The organism is Pseudomonas sp. TWR3-1-1, from assembly GCF_049896545.1.
Classification (GTDB): domain Bacteria; phylum Pseudomonadota; class Gammaproteobacteria; order Pseudomonadales; family Pseudomonadaceae; genus Aquipseudomonas; species Aquipseudomonas weihenstephanensis.
This window is the reverse complement of sequence record NZ_JAFCUO010000010.1, coordinates 152,518-167,895: the sequence shown is the minus strand read 5'-3', so window position 1 is coordinate 167,895 and position 15,378 is coordinate 152,518. Positions and strand designations below refer to the sequence as shown.

17 protein-coding genes are annotated in these 15,378 nt (G+C 57.7%); 14 read left to right on the top strand and 3 right to left on the bottom strand.

Annotated features, from left to right (window positions below):
• The first annotated feature begins 5 nt into the window (after window positions 1–5).
• From icmH to ACP7A4_RS19855, 4 genes are read left to right on the top strand one after another with little or no spacing between them, the layout of a single operon-like run.
• The gene (icmH, locus tag ACP7A4_RS19870; RefSeq protein WP_059762365.1) at window positions 6–896 is read left to right on the top strand and encodes a type IVB secretion system protein IcmH/DotU; all 891 of its coding nucleotides are present in this window, start codon (window positions 6–8) and stop codon (window positions 894–896) included.
• Window positions 896–4,420, top strand: coding sequence for a type VI secretion system membrane subunit TssM (gene tssM, locus ACP7A4_RS19865; RefSeq protein WP_059762364.1), 3,525 nt, complete (start codon window positions 896–898; stop codon window positions 4,418–4,420). Before icmH ends, tssM begins: the two co-directional genes overlap by 1 nt.
• Window positions 4,420–5,148: a PP2C family protein-serine/threonine phosphatase gene (locus ACP7A4_RS19860; protein ID WP_059762363.1), complete on the top strand. Its 729-nt coding sequence runs from the start codon at window positions 4,420–4,422 to the stop codon at window positions 5,146–5,148. The genes tssM and ACP7A4_RS19860 overlap by 1 nt, the downstream gene beginning before the upstream one ends.
• The gene (locus ACP7A4_RS19855) at window positions 5,145–6,170 is read left to right on the top strand and encodes a serine/threonine-protein kinase (protein ID WP_426248029.1); all 1,026 of its coding nucleotides are present in this window, start codon (window positions 5,145–5,147) and stop codon (window positions 6,168–6,170) included. Before ACP7A4_RS19860 ends, ACP7A4_RS19855 begins: the two co-directional genes overlap by 4 nt.
• Here ACP7A4_RS19855 and ACP7A4_RS19850 read toward each other — a convergent pair.
• Entirely contained in the window at window positions 6,160–6,318 is a 159-nt protein-coding gene (locus tag ACP7A4_RS19850; RefSeq protein ID WP_156425775.1) for a hypothetical protein, read from the bottom strand. The two genes, ACP7A4_RS19855 and ACP7A4_RS19850, sit on opposite strands and share 11 nt — an antisense overlap.
• A gap of 38 nt (window positions 6,319–6,356) precedes the next feature.
• Complete coding sequence (locus tag ACP7A4_RS19845) at window positions 6,357–6,842, bottom strand: Lrp/AsnC family transcriptional regulator (protein WP_048365881.1); 486 nt, start codon at window positions 6,840–6,842, stop codon at window positions 6,357–6,359.
• A 220-nt stretch (window positions 6,843–7,062) separates the two neighbouring features.
• Between ACP7A4_RS19845 and ACP7A4_RS19840 the strand changes: the two genes are divergently transcribed.
• The 8 genes from ACP7A4_RS19840 to ACP7A4_RS19805 are packed head-to-tail and all read left to right on the top strand — an operon-like array spanning window position 7,063 to window position 13,148.
• Window positions 7,063–7,467: a Dabb family protein gene (locus ACP7A4_RS19840; protein WP_203303978.1), complete on the top strand. Its 405-nt coding sequence runs from the start codon at window positions 7,063–7,065 to the stop codon at window positions 7,465–7,467.
• On the top strand, window positions 7,457–7,879 hold the full coding sequence (locus ACP7A4_RS19835) for a DUF2000 domain-containing protein (protein ID WP_048365879.1): 423 nt from the start codon (window positions 7,457–7,459) through the stop codon (window positions 7,877–7,879). Before ACP7A4_RS19840 ends, ACP7A4_RS19835 begins: the two co-directional genes overlap by 11 nt.
• Window positions 7,880–7,891: 12 nt before the next feature.
• A complete protein-coding gene (locus ACP7A4_RS19830; protein ID WP_426248028.1) occupies window positions 7,892–9,292 on the top strand; it encodes a phenylacetate--CoA ligase family protein in 1,401 nt (466 codons plus the stop codon).
• Between the two features lie 2 nt (window positions 9,293–9,294).
• Window positions 9,295–10,260: a branched-chain amino acid transaminase gene (locus tag ACP7A4_RS19825; RefSeq protein WP_426248027.1), complete on the top strand. Its 966-nt coding sequence runs from the start codon at window positions 9,295–9,297 to the stop codon at window positions 10,258–10,260.
• A gap of 20 nt (window positions 10,261–10,280) precedes the next feature.
• Window positions 10,281–10,901, top strand: coding sequence for a bacilysin biosynthesis protein BacA (locus ACP7A4_RS19820; protein ID WP_203303975.1), 621 nt, complete (start codon window positions 10,281–10,283; stop codon window positions 10,899–10,901).
• Window positions 10,902–10,940: 39 nt separating this feature from the next.
• Window positions 10,941–11,510: a carboxymuconolactone decarboxylase family protein gene (locus ACP7A4_RS19815; protein WP_426248026.1), complete on the top strand. Its 570-nt coding sequence runs from the start codon at window positions 10,941–10,943 to the stop codon at window positions 11,508–11,510.
• Window positions 11,511–11,513: 3 nt separating this feature from the next.
• On the top strand, window positions 11,514–12,467 hold the full coding sequence (locus ACP7A4_RS19810; protein ID WP_426248025.1) for an ornithine cyclodeaminase family protein: 954 nt from the start codon (window positions 11,514–11,516) through the stop codon (window positions 12,465–12,467).
• A gap of 60 nt (window positions 12,468–12,527) precedes the next feature.
• Entirely contained in the window at window positions 12,528–13,148 is a 621-nt protein-coding gene (locus ACP7A4_RS19805; RefSeq protein WP_048365875.1) for a LysE family translocator, read from the top strand.
• Window positions 13,149–13,161: 13 nt separating this feature from the next.
• On the opposite strand, the gene ACP7A4_RS19800 is transcribed toward ACP7A4_RS19805, so the two are convergent.
• A complete protein-coding gene (locus ACP7A4_RS19800; protein WP_426248024.1) occupies window positions 13,162–13,968 on the bottom strand; it encodes a helix-turn-helix domain-containing protein in 807 nt (268 codons plus the stop codon).
• A gap of 118 nt (window positions 13,969–14,086) precedes the next feature.
• On the opposite strand from ACP7A4_RS19800, the gene ACP7A4_RS19795 reads away from it, so the two are divergent.
• Together ACP7A4_RS19795 and ACP7A4_RS19790 are read left to right on the top strand one after the other, a co-directional pair.
• Window positions 14,087–14,404, top strand: a complete 318-nt coding sequence (locus ACP7A4_RS19795) for a hypothetical protein (RefSeq protein ID WP_059762354.1) — start codon at window positions 14,087–14,089, stop codon at window positions 14,402–14,404.
• A gap of 273 nt (window positions 14,405–14,677) precedes the next feature.
• Window positions 14,678–15,361, top strand: coding sequence for a CsgG/HfaB family protein (locus tag ACP7A4_RS19790; protein WP_426248023.1), 684 nt, complete (start codon window positions 14,678–14,680; stop codon window positions 15,359–15,361).
• Window positions 15,362–15,378: the final 17 nt, after the last annotated feature.

Sequence of the window (15,378 nt, the reverse complement as noted above, 5' to 3'; positions counted from 1 at the left end):
CCGACATGATCAAGGACATGGAACATAGCCAGGACGAAAAAACCGTGCTGCTTGACCGCAAAGGCCAAGGGCCCGGCGCGGGTCCGCTGACTGACTTTGCCTCGCCGCCGCGCTTTGAACAGCTCGAAGAACGGATGATTTACGCCGCTCGCCTGCGCCCGACGCAAACCTTCAGCATCAGCCTCAATTCATTGGTCGCTGCCGCTTCGCAGCTGTTAAGTGAGGTGGTTCGGCTCAAGCACAGCGAAAGTCGTGAGGATCTGCTCCCGCTCAACGAGCGGCTGACGGCGGCGCTCAAAGTGTTTGAGGTGCGCGCGTTGCACAACGGCGCGGAAAGCAGCCAAGTCATGGCGGCCCGCTACGTGCTGTGCACAGTCGTCGATGAAGCGGTGGTGACGACGACCTGGGGCAATGAAAGCGAATGGTCGCAGATGAGCCTGTTGAGCAGTTTTCACAACGAGACGTTCGGTGGCGAAAAGGTTTTTCAGTTGCTCGACCGACTGTCAAAAAACCCGGTCAAGCACCTGCCGATGCTGGAGTTGATGTACCTGTGCCTGTCGCTGGGCTTTGAGGGCAAATACCGGGTCCAGCCACGCGGCATGCTGGAACTGGAAGGTATCCGCGATGCGCTGTATCGCCAGATCCGCCAACTGCGCGGCGATGTTCCCCGCGAGCTGTCACCGCAGTGGGAAGGTTTGAACCAGCAGCGCCGCCATCTGGTGCGCATCGTACCGGCCTGGATGGTGGTGCTGTTTACCGCCGTGTGTCTGGTGGTGATGTATTGCGGTTTTGCCTGGGTGTTGGGTGAACAGCGCGAAACGGTATTGCAACCTTATCAGCAGCTTGATCCGGCGTTGGTTCAGCCTGATGCCGCCGCCGTTAACAAGGACGTGTGATGAAACAGTTTTTCAAAAAAATCGGCGCATTCTTGTGCAAGACCTGGGTCTGGACCCTGTTACTGCTGCTGTGCGTGGCGCTGCTGGTGTGGTTTGTCGGGCCGCTGTTAGCGGTCAATGACTACAAGTTCTGGGAAGGTTCGACTTCGCGGCTGTTGACCATCAGCGCGCTGATATTGATGTGGGGCCTGTTCATGGTCTACGTCAATTGGCGCGCTGGAGTGCGCAAGCAAGTGTTGCTGGACAGCGAAGACGGGCAGGCCCGTTTGCAGCGCGAAGAGCAAATCGAGAGTGAACGCAAAGCGCTCAAAACGCGCTTCAAGGACGCCCTCAACACCCTCAAGACCTCCAGCGTGTATCGCGGTCGCAGCGAGCGCTGGCGCAATGATTTGCCGTGGTACTTGCTGATTGGCCCACAGGGCAGCGGCAAAACCAGTTTGCTGGACTTCTCGGGGCTGGAGTTCCCGATCAACAAGCTGGACCGCAAGTTGACCCGCGATACCCAGGGCACGGCTTATTGCGACTGGTACTTCGCCGATCATGGGGTGTTGATCGACACCGCGGGTCGCTACCTGACCCAACCGGATGCCGAAGTCGATGGCAGCGGCTGGCACACGTTGCTGAGTTTGCTGCGTCAACGGCGGCGCAACCGCCCCTTGAATGGCGTGCTGGTGACCATTCCCGTGGAAACCTTGCTGGACGGCACTGACGGGGAACTGGAAGCGCTGGCGCGTCAAGTCCGCGCACGCTTGCAAGATGTGCATCAAAAGCTGCACGTCGATGTACCGGTGTACCTGGTGCTGAGCAAGGCAGACCGTTTACTGGGGTTCGATGAGTTCTTTGAACAATTAAGCCGCGAAGAAAGCGATCAGGTATTGGGTACCACGTTGCGCAAGGAGCAAAGTGGCACCGATGTCGCGGTTTTACGGGCTGAGTTTGAAGAGCTGCTGCGCAGGCTTAATAGCCAGGTGATCATGCGCATGCATCAGGAACGTGACACTCAGCGCCGTGCGCGAATCCTCGATTTCCCGCATCAGTTGGGCCAGATTGGTGAGCGCATGTGCCTGTTTGTGGACATGGCCTTTACCGGCAATCGCTACCAGCGTGTCAGCCAGTTACGTGGTTTTTACCTGACCAGCGCGCCGCATGTGTCACACGTAACGGACAACAGCGAAGAGGGGGATGACCTCAACAGCCTGAGTGCTGGCGCATTGCCTAACCTGCACCGGGGCCGTGCGTGTTTTATCCATCATTTGTTCAGTCGGGTGATTTTTCCCGAGGCTGATCTGGCAGGGCTGGACAAGCGCGAGCGCAGCCGTATCCATTGGGGCCAACGGGCCTTGTATGTGGGCGCGCTGGCCGCCTTGGCGCTGTTTGGCGTGTTGTGGGCCGGTGGCTTTTCGGCTAACTATGAACGCCTCGAAAACCTGCGCACATTGGCTCAGGACTGGGTGCAGCAGCGCGCGGCGTTGACCGCTCGTGACGACGCCCGTGCAGTGCTAAAACCGCTGGATACGCTGTATGCGGCGACGCAAGTGTTTCCCAAAACGGGGGATGTGTCGTACCTGGAACGTGGTGGTCTTTATCAGGGTGAGGCGGTCAATCCCGTGGTCACGCAAGCGTATGACCAAGCGCTTGAAGCCCAACTGTTGCCTCAAGTCGCGACCCTGCTTGAGGGGCAGATTCGTACCAACCTCAAGAATCGCGAGCGCCTGCTTAACAGTTTGCGTGCCTACTTGATGCTCAACCTCAAAGACCGGCGTGATGCGGCTTGGCTCAAAGACTGGGTTGCCACCGACTGGTCGGTGCGTTACGCCGGTAACACCGAGGTGCAAAACGGCTTGAATGCGCACTTTGAACGTTTGCTCAAGCAACCGTTCGTGTACCCGCTAAACGAACCGTTGGTGGCACAGGCGCGTCAGGTATTGCGCAGTGAGTCGTTGGCCAACGTGGTTTATCGGATGTTGCGTGAACAGGCGCGCAGCTTGCCGGAATACCGGTTGAGCCAGCACCTGGGGCCGCAGGGCGGATTGTTTATCGGCACCGACTATGTGATTCCGGGGTTCTATACCCAGAGCGGCTATCAGCAGTATTTCTCGGTGCAGAGCACCACGCTGGTCACCGATATCCTGCAAGACAACTGGGTGCTGGGCGAAGGCCCGGGCATGAGCGGGATGGATTTGCGCCGCCTGATGGTGGAGCTGGAGCAGTTGTATTTCCGCGACTACGCCAACTATTGGGGCGAAGCCGTGGGCCGAGTGGCGCTGCAACCGATCAATGATGCCGGTGAAGGTGCCGAGCAATTAGCGGGCTTGACCTCATCCAATTCGCCCGTGCTGCAACTGCTGGTTGAAGTGCGGGAAAACACGCGCTTCCAGGCCATCGCCGACAGCGTCGAAGAAGCCGGTGAGGCCACTGAAGCATTGGGCAAAAAGGCCGAAAAAGCAGGCAAGGCGGTTAAAGCGGTGGCAGGCAAGGCATCGCAAGTGTTGACCGCCAAACTGCCAGACACCGCCAAAAAGTCGTTGCAGCGCCGATTTGAACCCTTGCACCGTTTGCTGGATGACAACAACGGCCCGGCCGCTGATTTGACCCCGGCGCTGCAAGCGCTCAATGACTTGCAGTTGCAACTGACCAGCCTGGCCCGTGCCAGTGCGCCAGAGCAGGCGGCCTATGAAATGACCAAGGTGCGCATGAGCGGTCAGCGCGATGCGTTGAGCAGTCTGCGCAATGCCTCGGCGCGGTTGCCGCGCCCGGTGGGCACCTGGTTCAACGTATTGGCCGAAGACACCTGGCGTTTGCTGCTTGACGATACTTATCAGTATTTGAACCAGCGCTATCAGAGCGAGTTGTACAGCTACTACGGCAAAGCGATCAGCAAGCGCTATCCGTTCTATGCCCACAGCACCAGCGACGTCGCCATCAGCGACTTCCGCGAGTTCTTCAAGGCACAGGGCATTGCGGACAAGTTCTTCGACACCTACATGCGCGCCTTCGTCAGCGGTGATCCGGGTAACTACCGGTTGCGCAGCATTGATGGGCATAGCTTGCCCATCTCCAAGGCATACCTGGACCAGATGGGGTCGGCGCAGGTGATCCGTCAGAGTTTCTTTGCAGAGAATCCGGCCGAGCCGCAGGTGCAGTTCAAGCTTGAGCCGTACACGCTGGACGCGGCGGTCAGTCGGTCGCAGTTCACCTTCGGCGACAAGGTCATTGAATACCGCCACGGGCCGATTGTGCCGGTGGCGTTCAAGTGGCCCACGGAGGCCGCGGACGGTCGAACCAGCCTGGTACTGGACAAAATGGTCGGGCGCCCGGTGGGCATCGAGAAAAATACCGGGCCGTGGTCACTGTTCCGTTTGTTCGACCTGATGCAAACCGAGTCGCTGACCGGCCGTGACGTGTTGGTGCTAAAAGCCGATCTGGGCGGCCTGCGCGCTAACTATTTGTTGACCAGCCCGCGCACACCGAACCCGTTTGACATGAGCGTGATCCGCACTTTCCGTATGCCGGTGCAACTCTGATGCCGGTGAGCGGTGCCTGGCGCAGCGCGGCGCGTACCGATGCGGGCAAGGTGCGGGCGCGCAACGAAGATGCCTTTCTGGAGTGCCCGCAACAGGGGTTGTGGGTGGTCGCGGACGGTATGGGCGGTCATCAGGGCGGTGATATTGCCAGCCAGTTGATCGTCGCGAGCCTGGCGGACTTACCGCTGCAGGTGGATTTTGACGAGCGCCTCAAGGGCGTTCGTCAGTGCCTGCACTGGCTGAACCGGCGGTTGGGCCAAGAGCTGACGGTCACCGCCGGGCGCCACGACAGCATCATGGGCAGCACGGTGGTGGCGGTGCTGATGGAAGGCAACCGTGCGGCCTGTATCTGGGCCGGTGACAGTCGCTGTTATCTGTGGCGTGGGCAGCGTTTGTACCAGCTGTCCAAGGACCACTCCTTGCAACAACAACTGATTGATGAACAGCAGATGAGCGTCGAACAGGCCAAGGCGCACCCGTCAGCTCATGCTTTGACCCGTGCCGTGGGGGCCAGTGAGCAATTGACCCTCGATGTTCTGGAGTTGGAGACGTTACCCGGTGATGCTTTTTTGTTGTGCAGTGATGGTTTGTACCAAGGCTTGAGTACGGACGCGCTGGGTCATGCGTTGAACTTGCCCGCGCCTCAGTTGGCACTGGAGCGGCTGTTTAGCGGGGCGTTACGCGGCGCCGCACGGGATAACCTGACAGCGGTGGTCATACGCCAATGAGCCTGCCCGACACTTCGATCGACGATTTACTGCTCAGCGCGGAGCACGCCAGTAACCTGACTTACTTTGCCTTTGCCAAGGAGGTGTGCAACACGCCAGCTGGCCCGCCCACCCGGGCCAGTGTCGGGCAATTACCGCAAGTGCTGGGGGCCCGTTACCAGCTCGAAGGCTTGCTGGGTGCGGGGGGGATGGGCGCGGTGTACCGTGCGCGGGACTTGCTGCATGAGCAGTACGGCGATCCGTCACCGTACATCGCCATCAAAGTGCTCAGCGAAGCCTTCGCACAAGCCCCTGATTGCAGCGCATTGCTGTACAGCGAATTCGCCCTCACGCGGCATGTGCGTCACGACAACGTATTGCGTCTGCATACGTTTGAGGTCGACCCCGACAGTCAGCAAGCCTTTATCACCATGGAGCTGATGCGCGGGTTAACGCTGGACAAGCTGCTGTGTGAGCGGCCCCAGGGCCTGGCGTGGGACGAATTGCGCGAGATCGCCTTGCCGTTAATGGATGCGCTGGCTTATGCCCACGGACGCGGGGTGCTGCACGGTGATCTCAAGCCCAGCAATGTGATGGTGAGCGAAGACGGTGTGCGCCTGTTTGATTTTGGCCTGGGGCAGGCCGAGGAGGGCGTCCTCAGTGGCCTGCCGCAGTTAAGTCGCAGCCGTTTTAATGCCTGGACGCCCGGCTATGCGGCCCCTGAATTGCTGGAAGGGCAACCGTTGTCGGCCCGTGCGGATATTTTTGCCCTGGCGTGCGTGCTGTATGAGTTGGCCGAGGGTAAACATCCGTTTCAGCGGCTGCCCTCAAACACCGCACGTGAGCAGGGTTTGCACCTGCAACTGCGTGCGCCGCGTAACGTGCCCAGGCAGTGTTGGCCGGCGTTGCGGGCGGCGCTGAGTGTTGATCCGGCAGAGCGCACCATCACCGTGCAGCAACTGCGTGACGCCTGGGCCAGCACGTGGCGTGGCTGGCTGTGGGGGTTACCCGGTGTGCGCCGTATCAGGCGCATCAGGTTTTAAATCGACCGCTGTTGATGTGCCAGCCGCCATCCGCCTCGTTCTTGTCCTCCCAGATCATGGTTTGCACCCTGATCTGGGGATGGCGGGCCAAAGGCTCCGACTCATCGATGAACGCGAAGCCCTGCCATTGCGTTAATCGTATGTTCATGATCGTCCTGAAAGTGAACTCAACGGTGGGGCGTCGCGCTAAATGTCTTGGGCGCTTTTAACCGGGAAAGAGACAAAGGGTTTGATTTCTTTCAACACGAACATGCTCTGCATCTCTTTGATACCCGGCAGTCGCCTGACGACTGACATGGCGAAATCGGCAAAAGAGTCCAGGTCGCGAGCGACCACTTGCAGCAAGAAGTCGGCGTCGCCGCCGATGCTGTAGCAGGCGACAACGTCTTCGAGCAGCATGACTTGCTCCTCGAACTTCTTGGCTTCTGCTTCGCTGTGGTGACCAATGCTGATACGCACAAACACCATGACCCCTAAACCGATCTTGCGTCGGTCCAGTACCGCGCGGTACCCCTGAATGTAGCGGTGCTCTTCGAGTTGGCGCACGCGGCGCCAGCAGGGGGACGCAGACATGCCGATCTGATCGGCCAAGGTCTGGTTGGTGATGCGGCCGTCCTGTTGCAAAGCCGTAAGAATGCGCACATCTGTAGTGGTTAGCACCGGCGTGGTCATAAATTCCAACTCCCTGTCATCAGGCGCAAGATTCTACCTAAATCGATTCGCGCGGCAATCAAAATAGAAATAATTATTCTGCTCAAAGGTTTAGTATTTTTTAACGCTTTAATCATCAACCTGCACGCACGCCTTGAATAACTTTCGTGGTGAGGGTTAATCCTTGCTTATATAAAAATAACAGTAACGTGCGCCATGAGGTGCACGTACAGGGGACTGCATGATTCTTCATTTGGTGTTTTTCAAGTTTATTGAACCGTATCAATGGGGTGATGAAGAAGTAATGGACGCCGAAATAATCACCCGCCAACACCCTTTAAATATTGATGAGATTCGGGGTTGGGCCTGTGGGCGCAATATAAGTGAGCGCGCACAGGCGATGGATTTTGTGGTCATGGGCTTGTTTGAAGATCACGCAAAGTTGTCTGCCTACTTGATACACCAGGATCATATGCGTGGCGTGGATAAGTGGCAGCGTATTGCGACGTGGTCGGTGGTGGATATTGAAGTGGACAGCCAAACCTCCAGTTTTGCCGGGTTGTTGGCCGGGGGCGTGGGTGGCCAGATAAAACAGTGGGATATTTTGAAAAGCCGGCAAGTCCAGGGAGAGACACATGAAGTTTGATGCGGCCATTCACAAGTGCGTCATTGTTGTCGACAAGGCTCTGGGGCTGGGGCATGCAGCCAATGCCATCAGTGTGATCGGGGTCAGTTTCGGGGGGGCGATCGAAGGCTTGGTAGGTCCGGATCTGCACAGCCGTGATGGTATTAACTACCCCGGTGTCATTTACGCACCGTTGCCTATTCTGGTGTCTGACAATGCGTTGTTGCACAGCCTGCAAGAAAAGGCACTGGCGGATGAAGGCGTGCATGTGATGCCGTTTAGTGCGTTGGCGCAGTCCTGCAAAACCTATGAAGAATATGAGTCGCGTATTGCCGAGGCTGACAGCCCGGCCATTGAGTTAGTCGCCATTGGTCTGGTGGGGCCGAAAAAGTTAATCAGTAAGTTGACCGGCAATCTCGCACTCTTCAAATAACAAGGAGGTTATGTGTACGCATTATTCAAACCTGAACTTTTAGACCTGGCGCGCGCGGTGTATCAACAGCAGGCGGCTTTTGAGGCGGGCGATATTGACGAGTCTGCCCTGAAGGAACTGCAACTTGATCGTCTTAAAGAGGTGGTGCGCTATGTTAAAGCGGGCTCAGCTTTTTATAAGACTCATTTGTCCAGCGTGCCGGATAACAGCATTGATTCGCTGAGTTGGGAACATTTCAGCCGCCTGCCTTTTACCAGTAAAAATGACCTGCGCGAGGCCGGGCACGATTTGGCCGCAGCACCGCTCAATAAGGCCTGGGTCTATTACGAGACCACCGGCACCACCGGCGCCGCCACGCCATGCCCGCGCAATGAGCATGATTCGATTTTCAATAACACCCCACTGATCCAGCGCTACGGTGAGCTGTTTCGCGCACACGGTGAGCGTCACATTGTGGGGGTGATGGGCCCGACTGAATTGCATTCAACCGGTGACACCTTTGAAGACGTGTGCCGCAGCCTTGGGCACACCGTGGTGAAAATGTGGCCGCGCTCGCCTGTGGTCGGGCTGGACCGTGCTGTGGCATTGATCCGCGAGTTGAAGATTACAGCGCTGGTGTGTACGCCGGGCGTGGCGATCAGCCTGGCCAGGCATTTGATCAAGAAAGGCCAGCAGCCCGCTAACCTGGGGGTCAAGCTGATGCTGACGCTGGGCGAACTGACCACGCCCGCGTTGTTGCGCAATATCGGTGAAGTGTGGAATTGCACGCTGTACAACTGCATGTACGCCTCTCAGGAATCGTCGATTCTGGCGGCGTGTGATGCCCGCGGCAACCTGTGTACGGTGCCGCTGAACGTGATCTATGAGGTGATCAACCCGGCGACGGGCCAGGTGCTGTCACCGGAACATCAGCGCATGACCGGCGAGTTGGTGATCACCCATTTGTATCAAGGGCAAAAACCGCTGATTCGCTATCGCACCGGCGACATGGTCAGGGTTCATGCCGTGGAGAACGGCAAGTGGCACCTCGTGCCGATTGGCCGTGTGCGCGACACGTTGGTCCTCAACGGCCACAACCATTGTGCCTACGACGTTGAAGCGGCGTTGTTCGAGCACTTGAAGGGCTGCCTCGATTACCACATTCAGGTGGAGTCGGTGGATGGCGTTGACCAGTTGCAGGTCACGCTGGAGGTGTATCCGGGCGCGGCCACGCAAAACGATCTGGTGGCCATCGCCGCCTTCATGCAGACGCGCCTGGGAGCGCTGACCCGCATTGCTGTCGGCCCGACCGATGCGGTCACCGGCACCGCTGCCATGGTCAGCTGGAAAGCCGCGCGCTTGCACGACAAGCGTCAGGGCAGCGATAACCGCGAACGCGATACCGCGTTGACCCTTGCTGCGCGGAGAGCCTGATCATGGCGCATACCCCCAATCAAGCGCCGGCTCTCCCACGCAAGCCGCACCTGCACGTTTACTTTGAAGGGCAGGTGGTGGAAGCCGCTCAAGCGTTGATCCCGGTGACGACGCAGGCGTTTAACTACGGCACCGCGGTGTTCGAAGGCATTCGTGCGTATGTGAGTGACGCTGGCGCGCTGAATGTGTTCCGCCTGGAGGATCACCTCAAGCGGCTGGAGAACTCCGCCAGGTTGTTGCAGTTGGATAACTTGCCTGACCGCGCCGAAATGAAAGCCATTATTGTTGACTTGCTAGGTCGCAACCTTGCCAGCACGGACAGCTACATCCGCCCTTTAGCCTATAAAAAGGCGCTGCTACCGGGCGTCGGGTTTGGGGTGAAACTGTCAGGTGTCAGCACCGGGCTGGTGATCAATACCCTACCAATGGGCGCCTACATGCCCGCCACGGGTGTGCGTTGTGCGATTTCGACCTGGCGCCGTATCCCCGATGTGTCATTGCCTGCCCGCGCCAAGATCACCGGCAGTTACGCCAACTCCGCGCTGGCGATGGAGTCGGCGCAACGTCAGGGCTTTGATGATGCGCTGATGTTGAATGTGCACGGCAATCTCGCTGAGTCGACCACCTCCAATGTGTTTGTGGTCAAAGACGGTTGCCTGATTACCCCGCCGTTGAGTGCTCATATTCTTGAAGGGATTACCCGTGACACGGTGATGACGCTGGCCCGGGATGAGCTGGGACTTAAGGTCATTGAGCGCGATATTTCGTTTTCAGAACTGTTCAGCGTCGACGAATGCTTCCTTGCCGGTACGGGGGTAGAAATCGTGCCCGTGACCCAGATTGATCACTACTCGATTCAGGCGGGTCAGGTGGGGAACATCACGGCGAAGGTCAGGGACCTTTATCTGAAAACTGTGAGGGGCCAGGTCCCGCAATACGCCCACTGGTTAAGCCCGGTCACTCATTGAGCACTTGGAGCGTCATGAACATGGACAGAAATTTCATGAATTTGGGTGTGGTTGATTGGCGTCAATTGGTGATCAACACGCTAGGGCCCAACGGGACCAGCAGCGAAGCCGCCGCCCACTTCTTCAGTCAGTGGTTTGGGCGCCAATACCCGGGGGCTCAGGTCCTGGTCAACCTGTGCGACTCGTATGAACAGGCGCGTTCAAGCCTGGTGGAACAGGTACCGGCGGTCATGATCGTGGCCAATGCCTATCAGCAGATCAATCATTTCTACATGGACCCCCGGTTGGCGCTGGTGGCGACGTTTGTCTTCGATACGCCACTTTATGGCTTGGCCAGCAAAGGGCCGTTGACGACCAAAAAACTGACAGTGGCCACTCACCCCGCGCCAATGATGCTGATTGAAGAACTGTTGCCAGAGGGACTTGAGGTGGACTCCGTGATTCTTGCGCTGTCCACCAGTGCCGCCGCTGGCGCCGCGGCCCGAGGTGAAGTGGACGTGGCGCTGACCACTGAAGTTGCCGCCGCCTTGCACGGTTTGAACTTTGTCTCCAGCACACGCCCCATCCGCATGCTGTGGTCAGTGTTCGCTTACACCCAGTGGAGCGCGTTGGGCATGGAAGGCAACGTGCATTGCAATTGAGCGCTGCGCTCACTCCCAAGAATAAAAGTAGAGGTTGTCATGACTGTATTGAAACGCCACACGCTTGATTCGACGCCGTACAAGAGCAAACCGTTGCTGCAAAGCTCTATCGATAACTTCGGCTGGATTCCTAATCAGAGCGCTTACATGTCTGAATCGCCGTCCTTACTCGCGGCTTATCAGAGCGCCCATGACCTGTTTATCGACAGCTCCTTGAGTGAGGAGCAAAAAGCGCTGGTGTGGATGACCACCGGGATTGAAAACAGCTGTGAGTACACAGTGCAGGCGCATGCATTCATCGCACTGTCCAACGGGGTTGACGCGGCAGTCGTGGATGCCATCGCCCATGACCCGAGCCGTTTGAGCCCGCAATTGAGCGCTCTGCGCAGCTTTACGCTTGAGGTGATTCATGCACGCGGGCATTTGGGCCAAGCCGCCATAGATGCGGTGTTGCGTGCCGGTTTCAGTCAGCAAAACATGCTGGATGTGGTGCTCGGGGTGTCACAGAAAAACATGTCGACGATTGTAAATGCCATTGCCGGCACCGAAATCGACACCGCGTTCCAATGGGCGGGGTTCAAAGGTTTCAAACAGGCGAGCGGAGGTTGATTGATGCTGTACCTGGACAGCCACTCGGTCACACAGCTGCTCAATGATGCGCTGAGCCTCAAACTGAGCGAAATCGCTTTCAAACTGCATGCGACAGGGCAGGTTGATCAGCCTTTGCGCACGATTGTCAGGGGCGCTGAACAGCAATTGATGGGCGTCATGCCTGCGTACATCAAGTCCGGCCCCTATCAGGGCTTCGGTCTGAAGTCCGTGGTGGTCAAGTTGGGCGAGGTTGCCAAAGGCCCGTCGCACAGTGGCAGTGTGTTGATCTATGACGAACCCGGTGCGCCACCCGTGGTGGCCGTGGATGCCGGTGCAATCACGCAGATTCGCACTGCGTCGGCTTCAGCCTATGCGACCGAGTTGCTGGCACATCGCCAGGCTTCACGTCTCGCCATACTCGGCACCGGGTTGCAAGCGCGTGCTCACGTGTTGGCCATGCAAAGCGTAAGGCCCATCAAGCACGTTTCAATTTGGGGCCGTAACCCGCGAGCCACCCGTGAATTGGGCCAATGGATTCAGAGCACCTGCGATCTGCCGGTGAGCGTATGTGCCAGCGCCGCAGAGGCGGTCCATGATCGCGACATTGTGTGCCTGACCACGGCCGCCAGGTCACCGATCATCAGGCGCAGTGATTTACCCAGGCACTGCCACGTCAACGCAATCGGCTCATCGGCGCTGGGGTTTCAGGAGCTGCATGAAGATGTGTACCAAGACAGCCTTCTGTTCACCGATTGCAATCAGTCGGTGTTGGCCGCCAGTGAGTGCGTGATCAAAGCGGTCAATCAAGGCGTTTTGAACCCGCAGGGCGTGGGCACTGAAATCGGTGCTGTGCCGACTGATCGACGTTGGCGGGAGGAAGGGGGCGTCACACTCTTCAAGTCCGTAGGGTTGGCGGTGCAGGACCTGGTGTTTTCCCGTGAGGTAATCCGCCAGTGGCTCGCCTCATCGGTCTGACGACACAGACCGGTTTGAGCCCTGGCCCTACGTAAAATTTATATCCCGAGGGGGAACGCTATGCTCGATTTGACACAGGTACTCACCTACAGCGCGGCATTAGGTATCGCCGCAGCCATTCCGGGGCCAGGTATGGCTGCACTGGTGGCCAGAAGTGTCAGTGGCGGAGCACTGACCGGGTTTTGTTTGTTGTTTGGTTTGATTCTGGGGGATTTGACGTACCTGTCATTTGCCGTGTTTGGCCTGGCGATGATCGCTGAGCACTTTAACGAGCTGTTCCAATTGGTGCGTTGGGGGGCTGCGCTGTATCTGTTCTATCTGGCCTGGCAATTTTGGTTTGCCGATCATCAGGCGATTGAAGTCGGTAAGCCTGTGAAGCGTAAAGAACTGCTGTCAGCGGCGGTCTCAGGTTTGACCATCACCTTGGGCAATCCTAAAACCATTGCGTTTTACCTGGCCTTGCTGCCGTTGGTGATCAACCTTGAAACCGTATCACTGGCGACGTGGGGGTTGATGCTGGTGCCGTTAACGGTGCTGGTGCTACTGAGTGTCGGGGCACTGTTTGTTTTTGGTGCGGTGCGTATTCGTCACCTGCTGTCGAGCCTGCGCGCGCAGCAGCGATTGTTTCGCGGTGCCGCCGCGATCATGGTGGCAGCCGGTGCGGCCATGCTGGTTCGCTGAGGGGTGTCACACGTTACTGACTGGCCTGCTCATACGCTCGGCGCATGGTGTGCCACGTGTGCGGGTCAGCCGGTATCAGGTGCTCGATGCGCAAGGAGGTCACCGTGACATCCTGCGGCATGCCAAATGTTGTGAAGGTAGACAGGAAGTTCAGCTCGCCCTGTTGAGAGTTGACCCGCGTCATCACCAGCGGTGGCAGCTCATCGCTCAACACCTCCGGCATGGTGGGGGCGGGCAGTTGCTCCAGCAGGTGCGCCAATTCTCGATTGTCCAGGGCTTCACGCGCAGCCCTTTGCCAGGCAACACGCCTGATTTCACAGGCGTTGATCAGGTGGTCACCCAAGCCACCCGGTTGCAGCAAGGTCACAAGCAGGTTCAATCCTTGAGCGTTATCAGGCGTTAATCCCACCAGGTCAAACAACACTTGAGTACTGGCGTTGGCGGCCAGGACCTGCCACTGACTGTCCAAAACAATAGCGGGGGCGGGATTGTTGGCATGCAGCACATGCTGGATGGCTTCATGGATGGCCTGCATTGAAGGCGAAGCGAGCGGGGTTGCTTGGTAGCGTGGCGCGTATCCTGCGGCCAAAAAGACGTTGTTGCATTGCTCCAGTGGGGCCTGAAGCGCCATTAGCAGGTTGTGCAGCGTCCCCGTCCCCGGTGTGGCACGGCCCGTTTCTATACAACTCAGGTGACGCTGTGAAATGCCACTGATCAGGGCAAGGTCCAGTTGGCTCAGTCCAGCCTGTCGGCGAATCAGGCGCAGTTGTGTACCGGCGCTATCAGATGGCACTGCTCGTGGGAACGGTTGGCTGTTCATGGATGAACTCTTGTGGGCACAAGGCAAACGTCTATGACCTGACAGGTCATTGCTTGGCCGGTGACGTTATCACTAACGTAACGGCAGCTGACACCCCCTTTGCTCAAGGATGGCCATCATGAAAAAACCTTACCTCGCGCTCATCGCACTGCTGCTGTTCTCCTCGTATACGGCGTTCACCTTGTGGCAGGCCGACCAATCCCTGATTGATTTCGGCCTGCAACTTATGTCCAAACCCGATACGGCCCAGGTGGTGATTGACTTGTATGTGTTGGGTGGCATGGCCTGTGTCTGGATGTATCGCGATGCTCGTTCGAAGGGGCGTCCGATCGTTACTGTATGGCCTTATTTTCTGCTGACGGCGGTGTTCGTCTCTATAGGTCCGCTGCTGTATATCGTGGTCAACGGCTTTCGGCATCCGCAATCAGGAAAGTAGCGGCAAGTTGTAGCTGACAGGTCAGTTTGGTATTGTCCGCGCGCTTTCTGAGCCCTCATGCGTGAAGAACTCAGCAAGACAGTACCTGGTCAGCCTTAAGCCTTGCGCCATATCCGTTTGTGCGCCCCTCTTAAAATGCCCCGATGTTCATTTGGCGCGCCGCGCGTTCCACGCCCGCAATGGCCTGTGCCTGCCGTGGGCAAACGTCGGCGAGATGGCAGCGTTCGGCAGTGCGAAATACCAGGTACCCCGTTTTCCTTAAAGGAGTATCCAGTGAAAACACTGTTCAAAACCCTGCTGACAAGCACCGCCGTGGTTGGTTTTTTTGCGCTGGCCGGTTGTGCCACTGAAAGCTCGCGCGCATTACCCATTGAAAAAGTCGCCAGTGCCAGCGTTGCGTATCACGGTGTGCACGTGCCAATTGCGGTGGGCAAGTTAGATAACCGCTCCAGTTACATGCGCGGCATTTTTTCTGATGGTGTCGACCGCCTCGGCGGACAAGCCAAGACCATCTTGATCACCCACTTGCAGCAGACCAACCGCTTCAGCGTGCTGGACCGCGACAATATGGGCGAAATCGCCCAGGAAGCTGCGATCAAAGGCCAGGCCCAAAAGCTCAAAGGCGCAGATTACGTCGTGACAGGCGATGTGACCGAGTTCGGTCGCAAGGAAACCGGCGACCGTCAATTATTCGGTTTGCTGGGTCGCGGTAAAACGCAGGTGGCTTACGCCAAGGTCAACCTGAACATCGTCAACATCAGCACCTCAGAAGTGGTCTATTCGACTCAGGGTGCAGGTGAATATGCCTTGTCCAATCGTGAAATCGTGGGTTTTGGCGGCACTGCCAGCTATGACTCCACACTCAACGGCAAGGTGCTGGACCTGGCCATGCGTGAAGCGATCAATCATTTGGTAGACGGTATCAACGCTGGCGCCTGGAACCCGCGTTCAAACTGATCAGTGATGCATCAAGG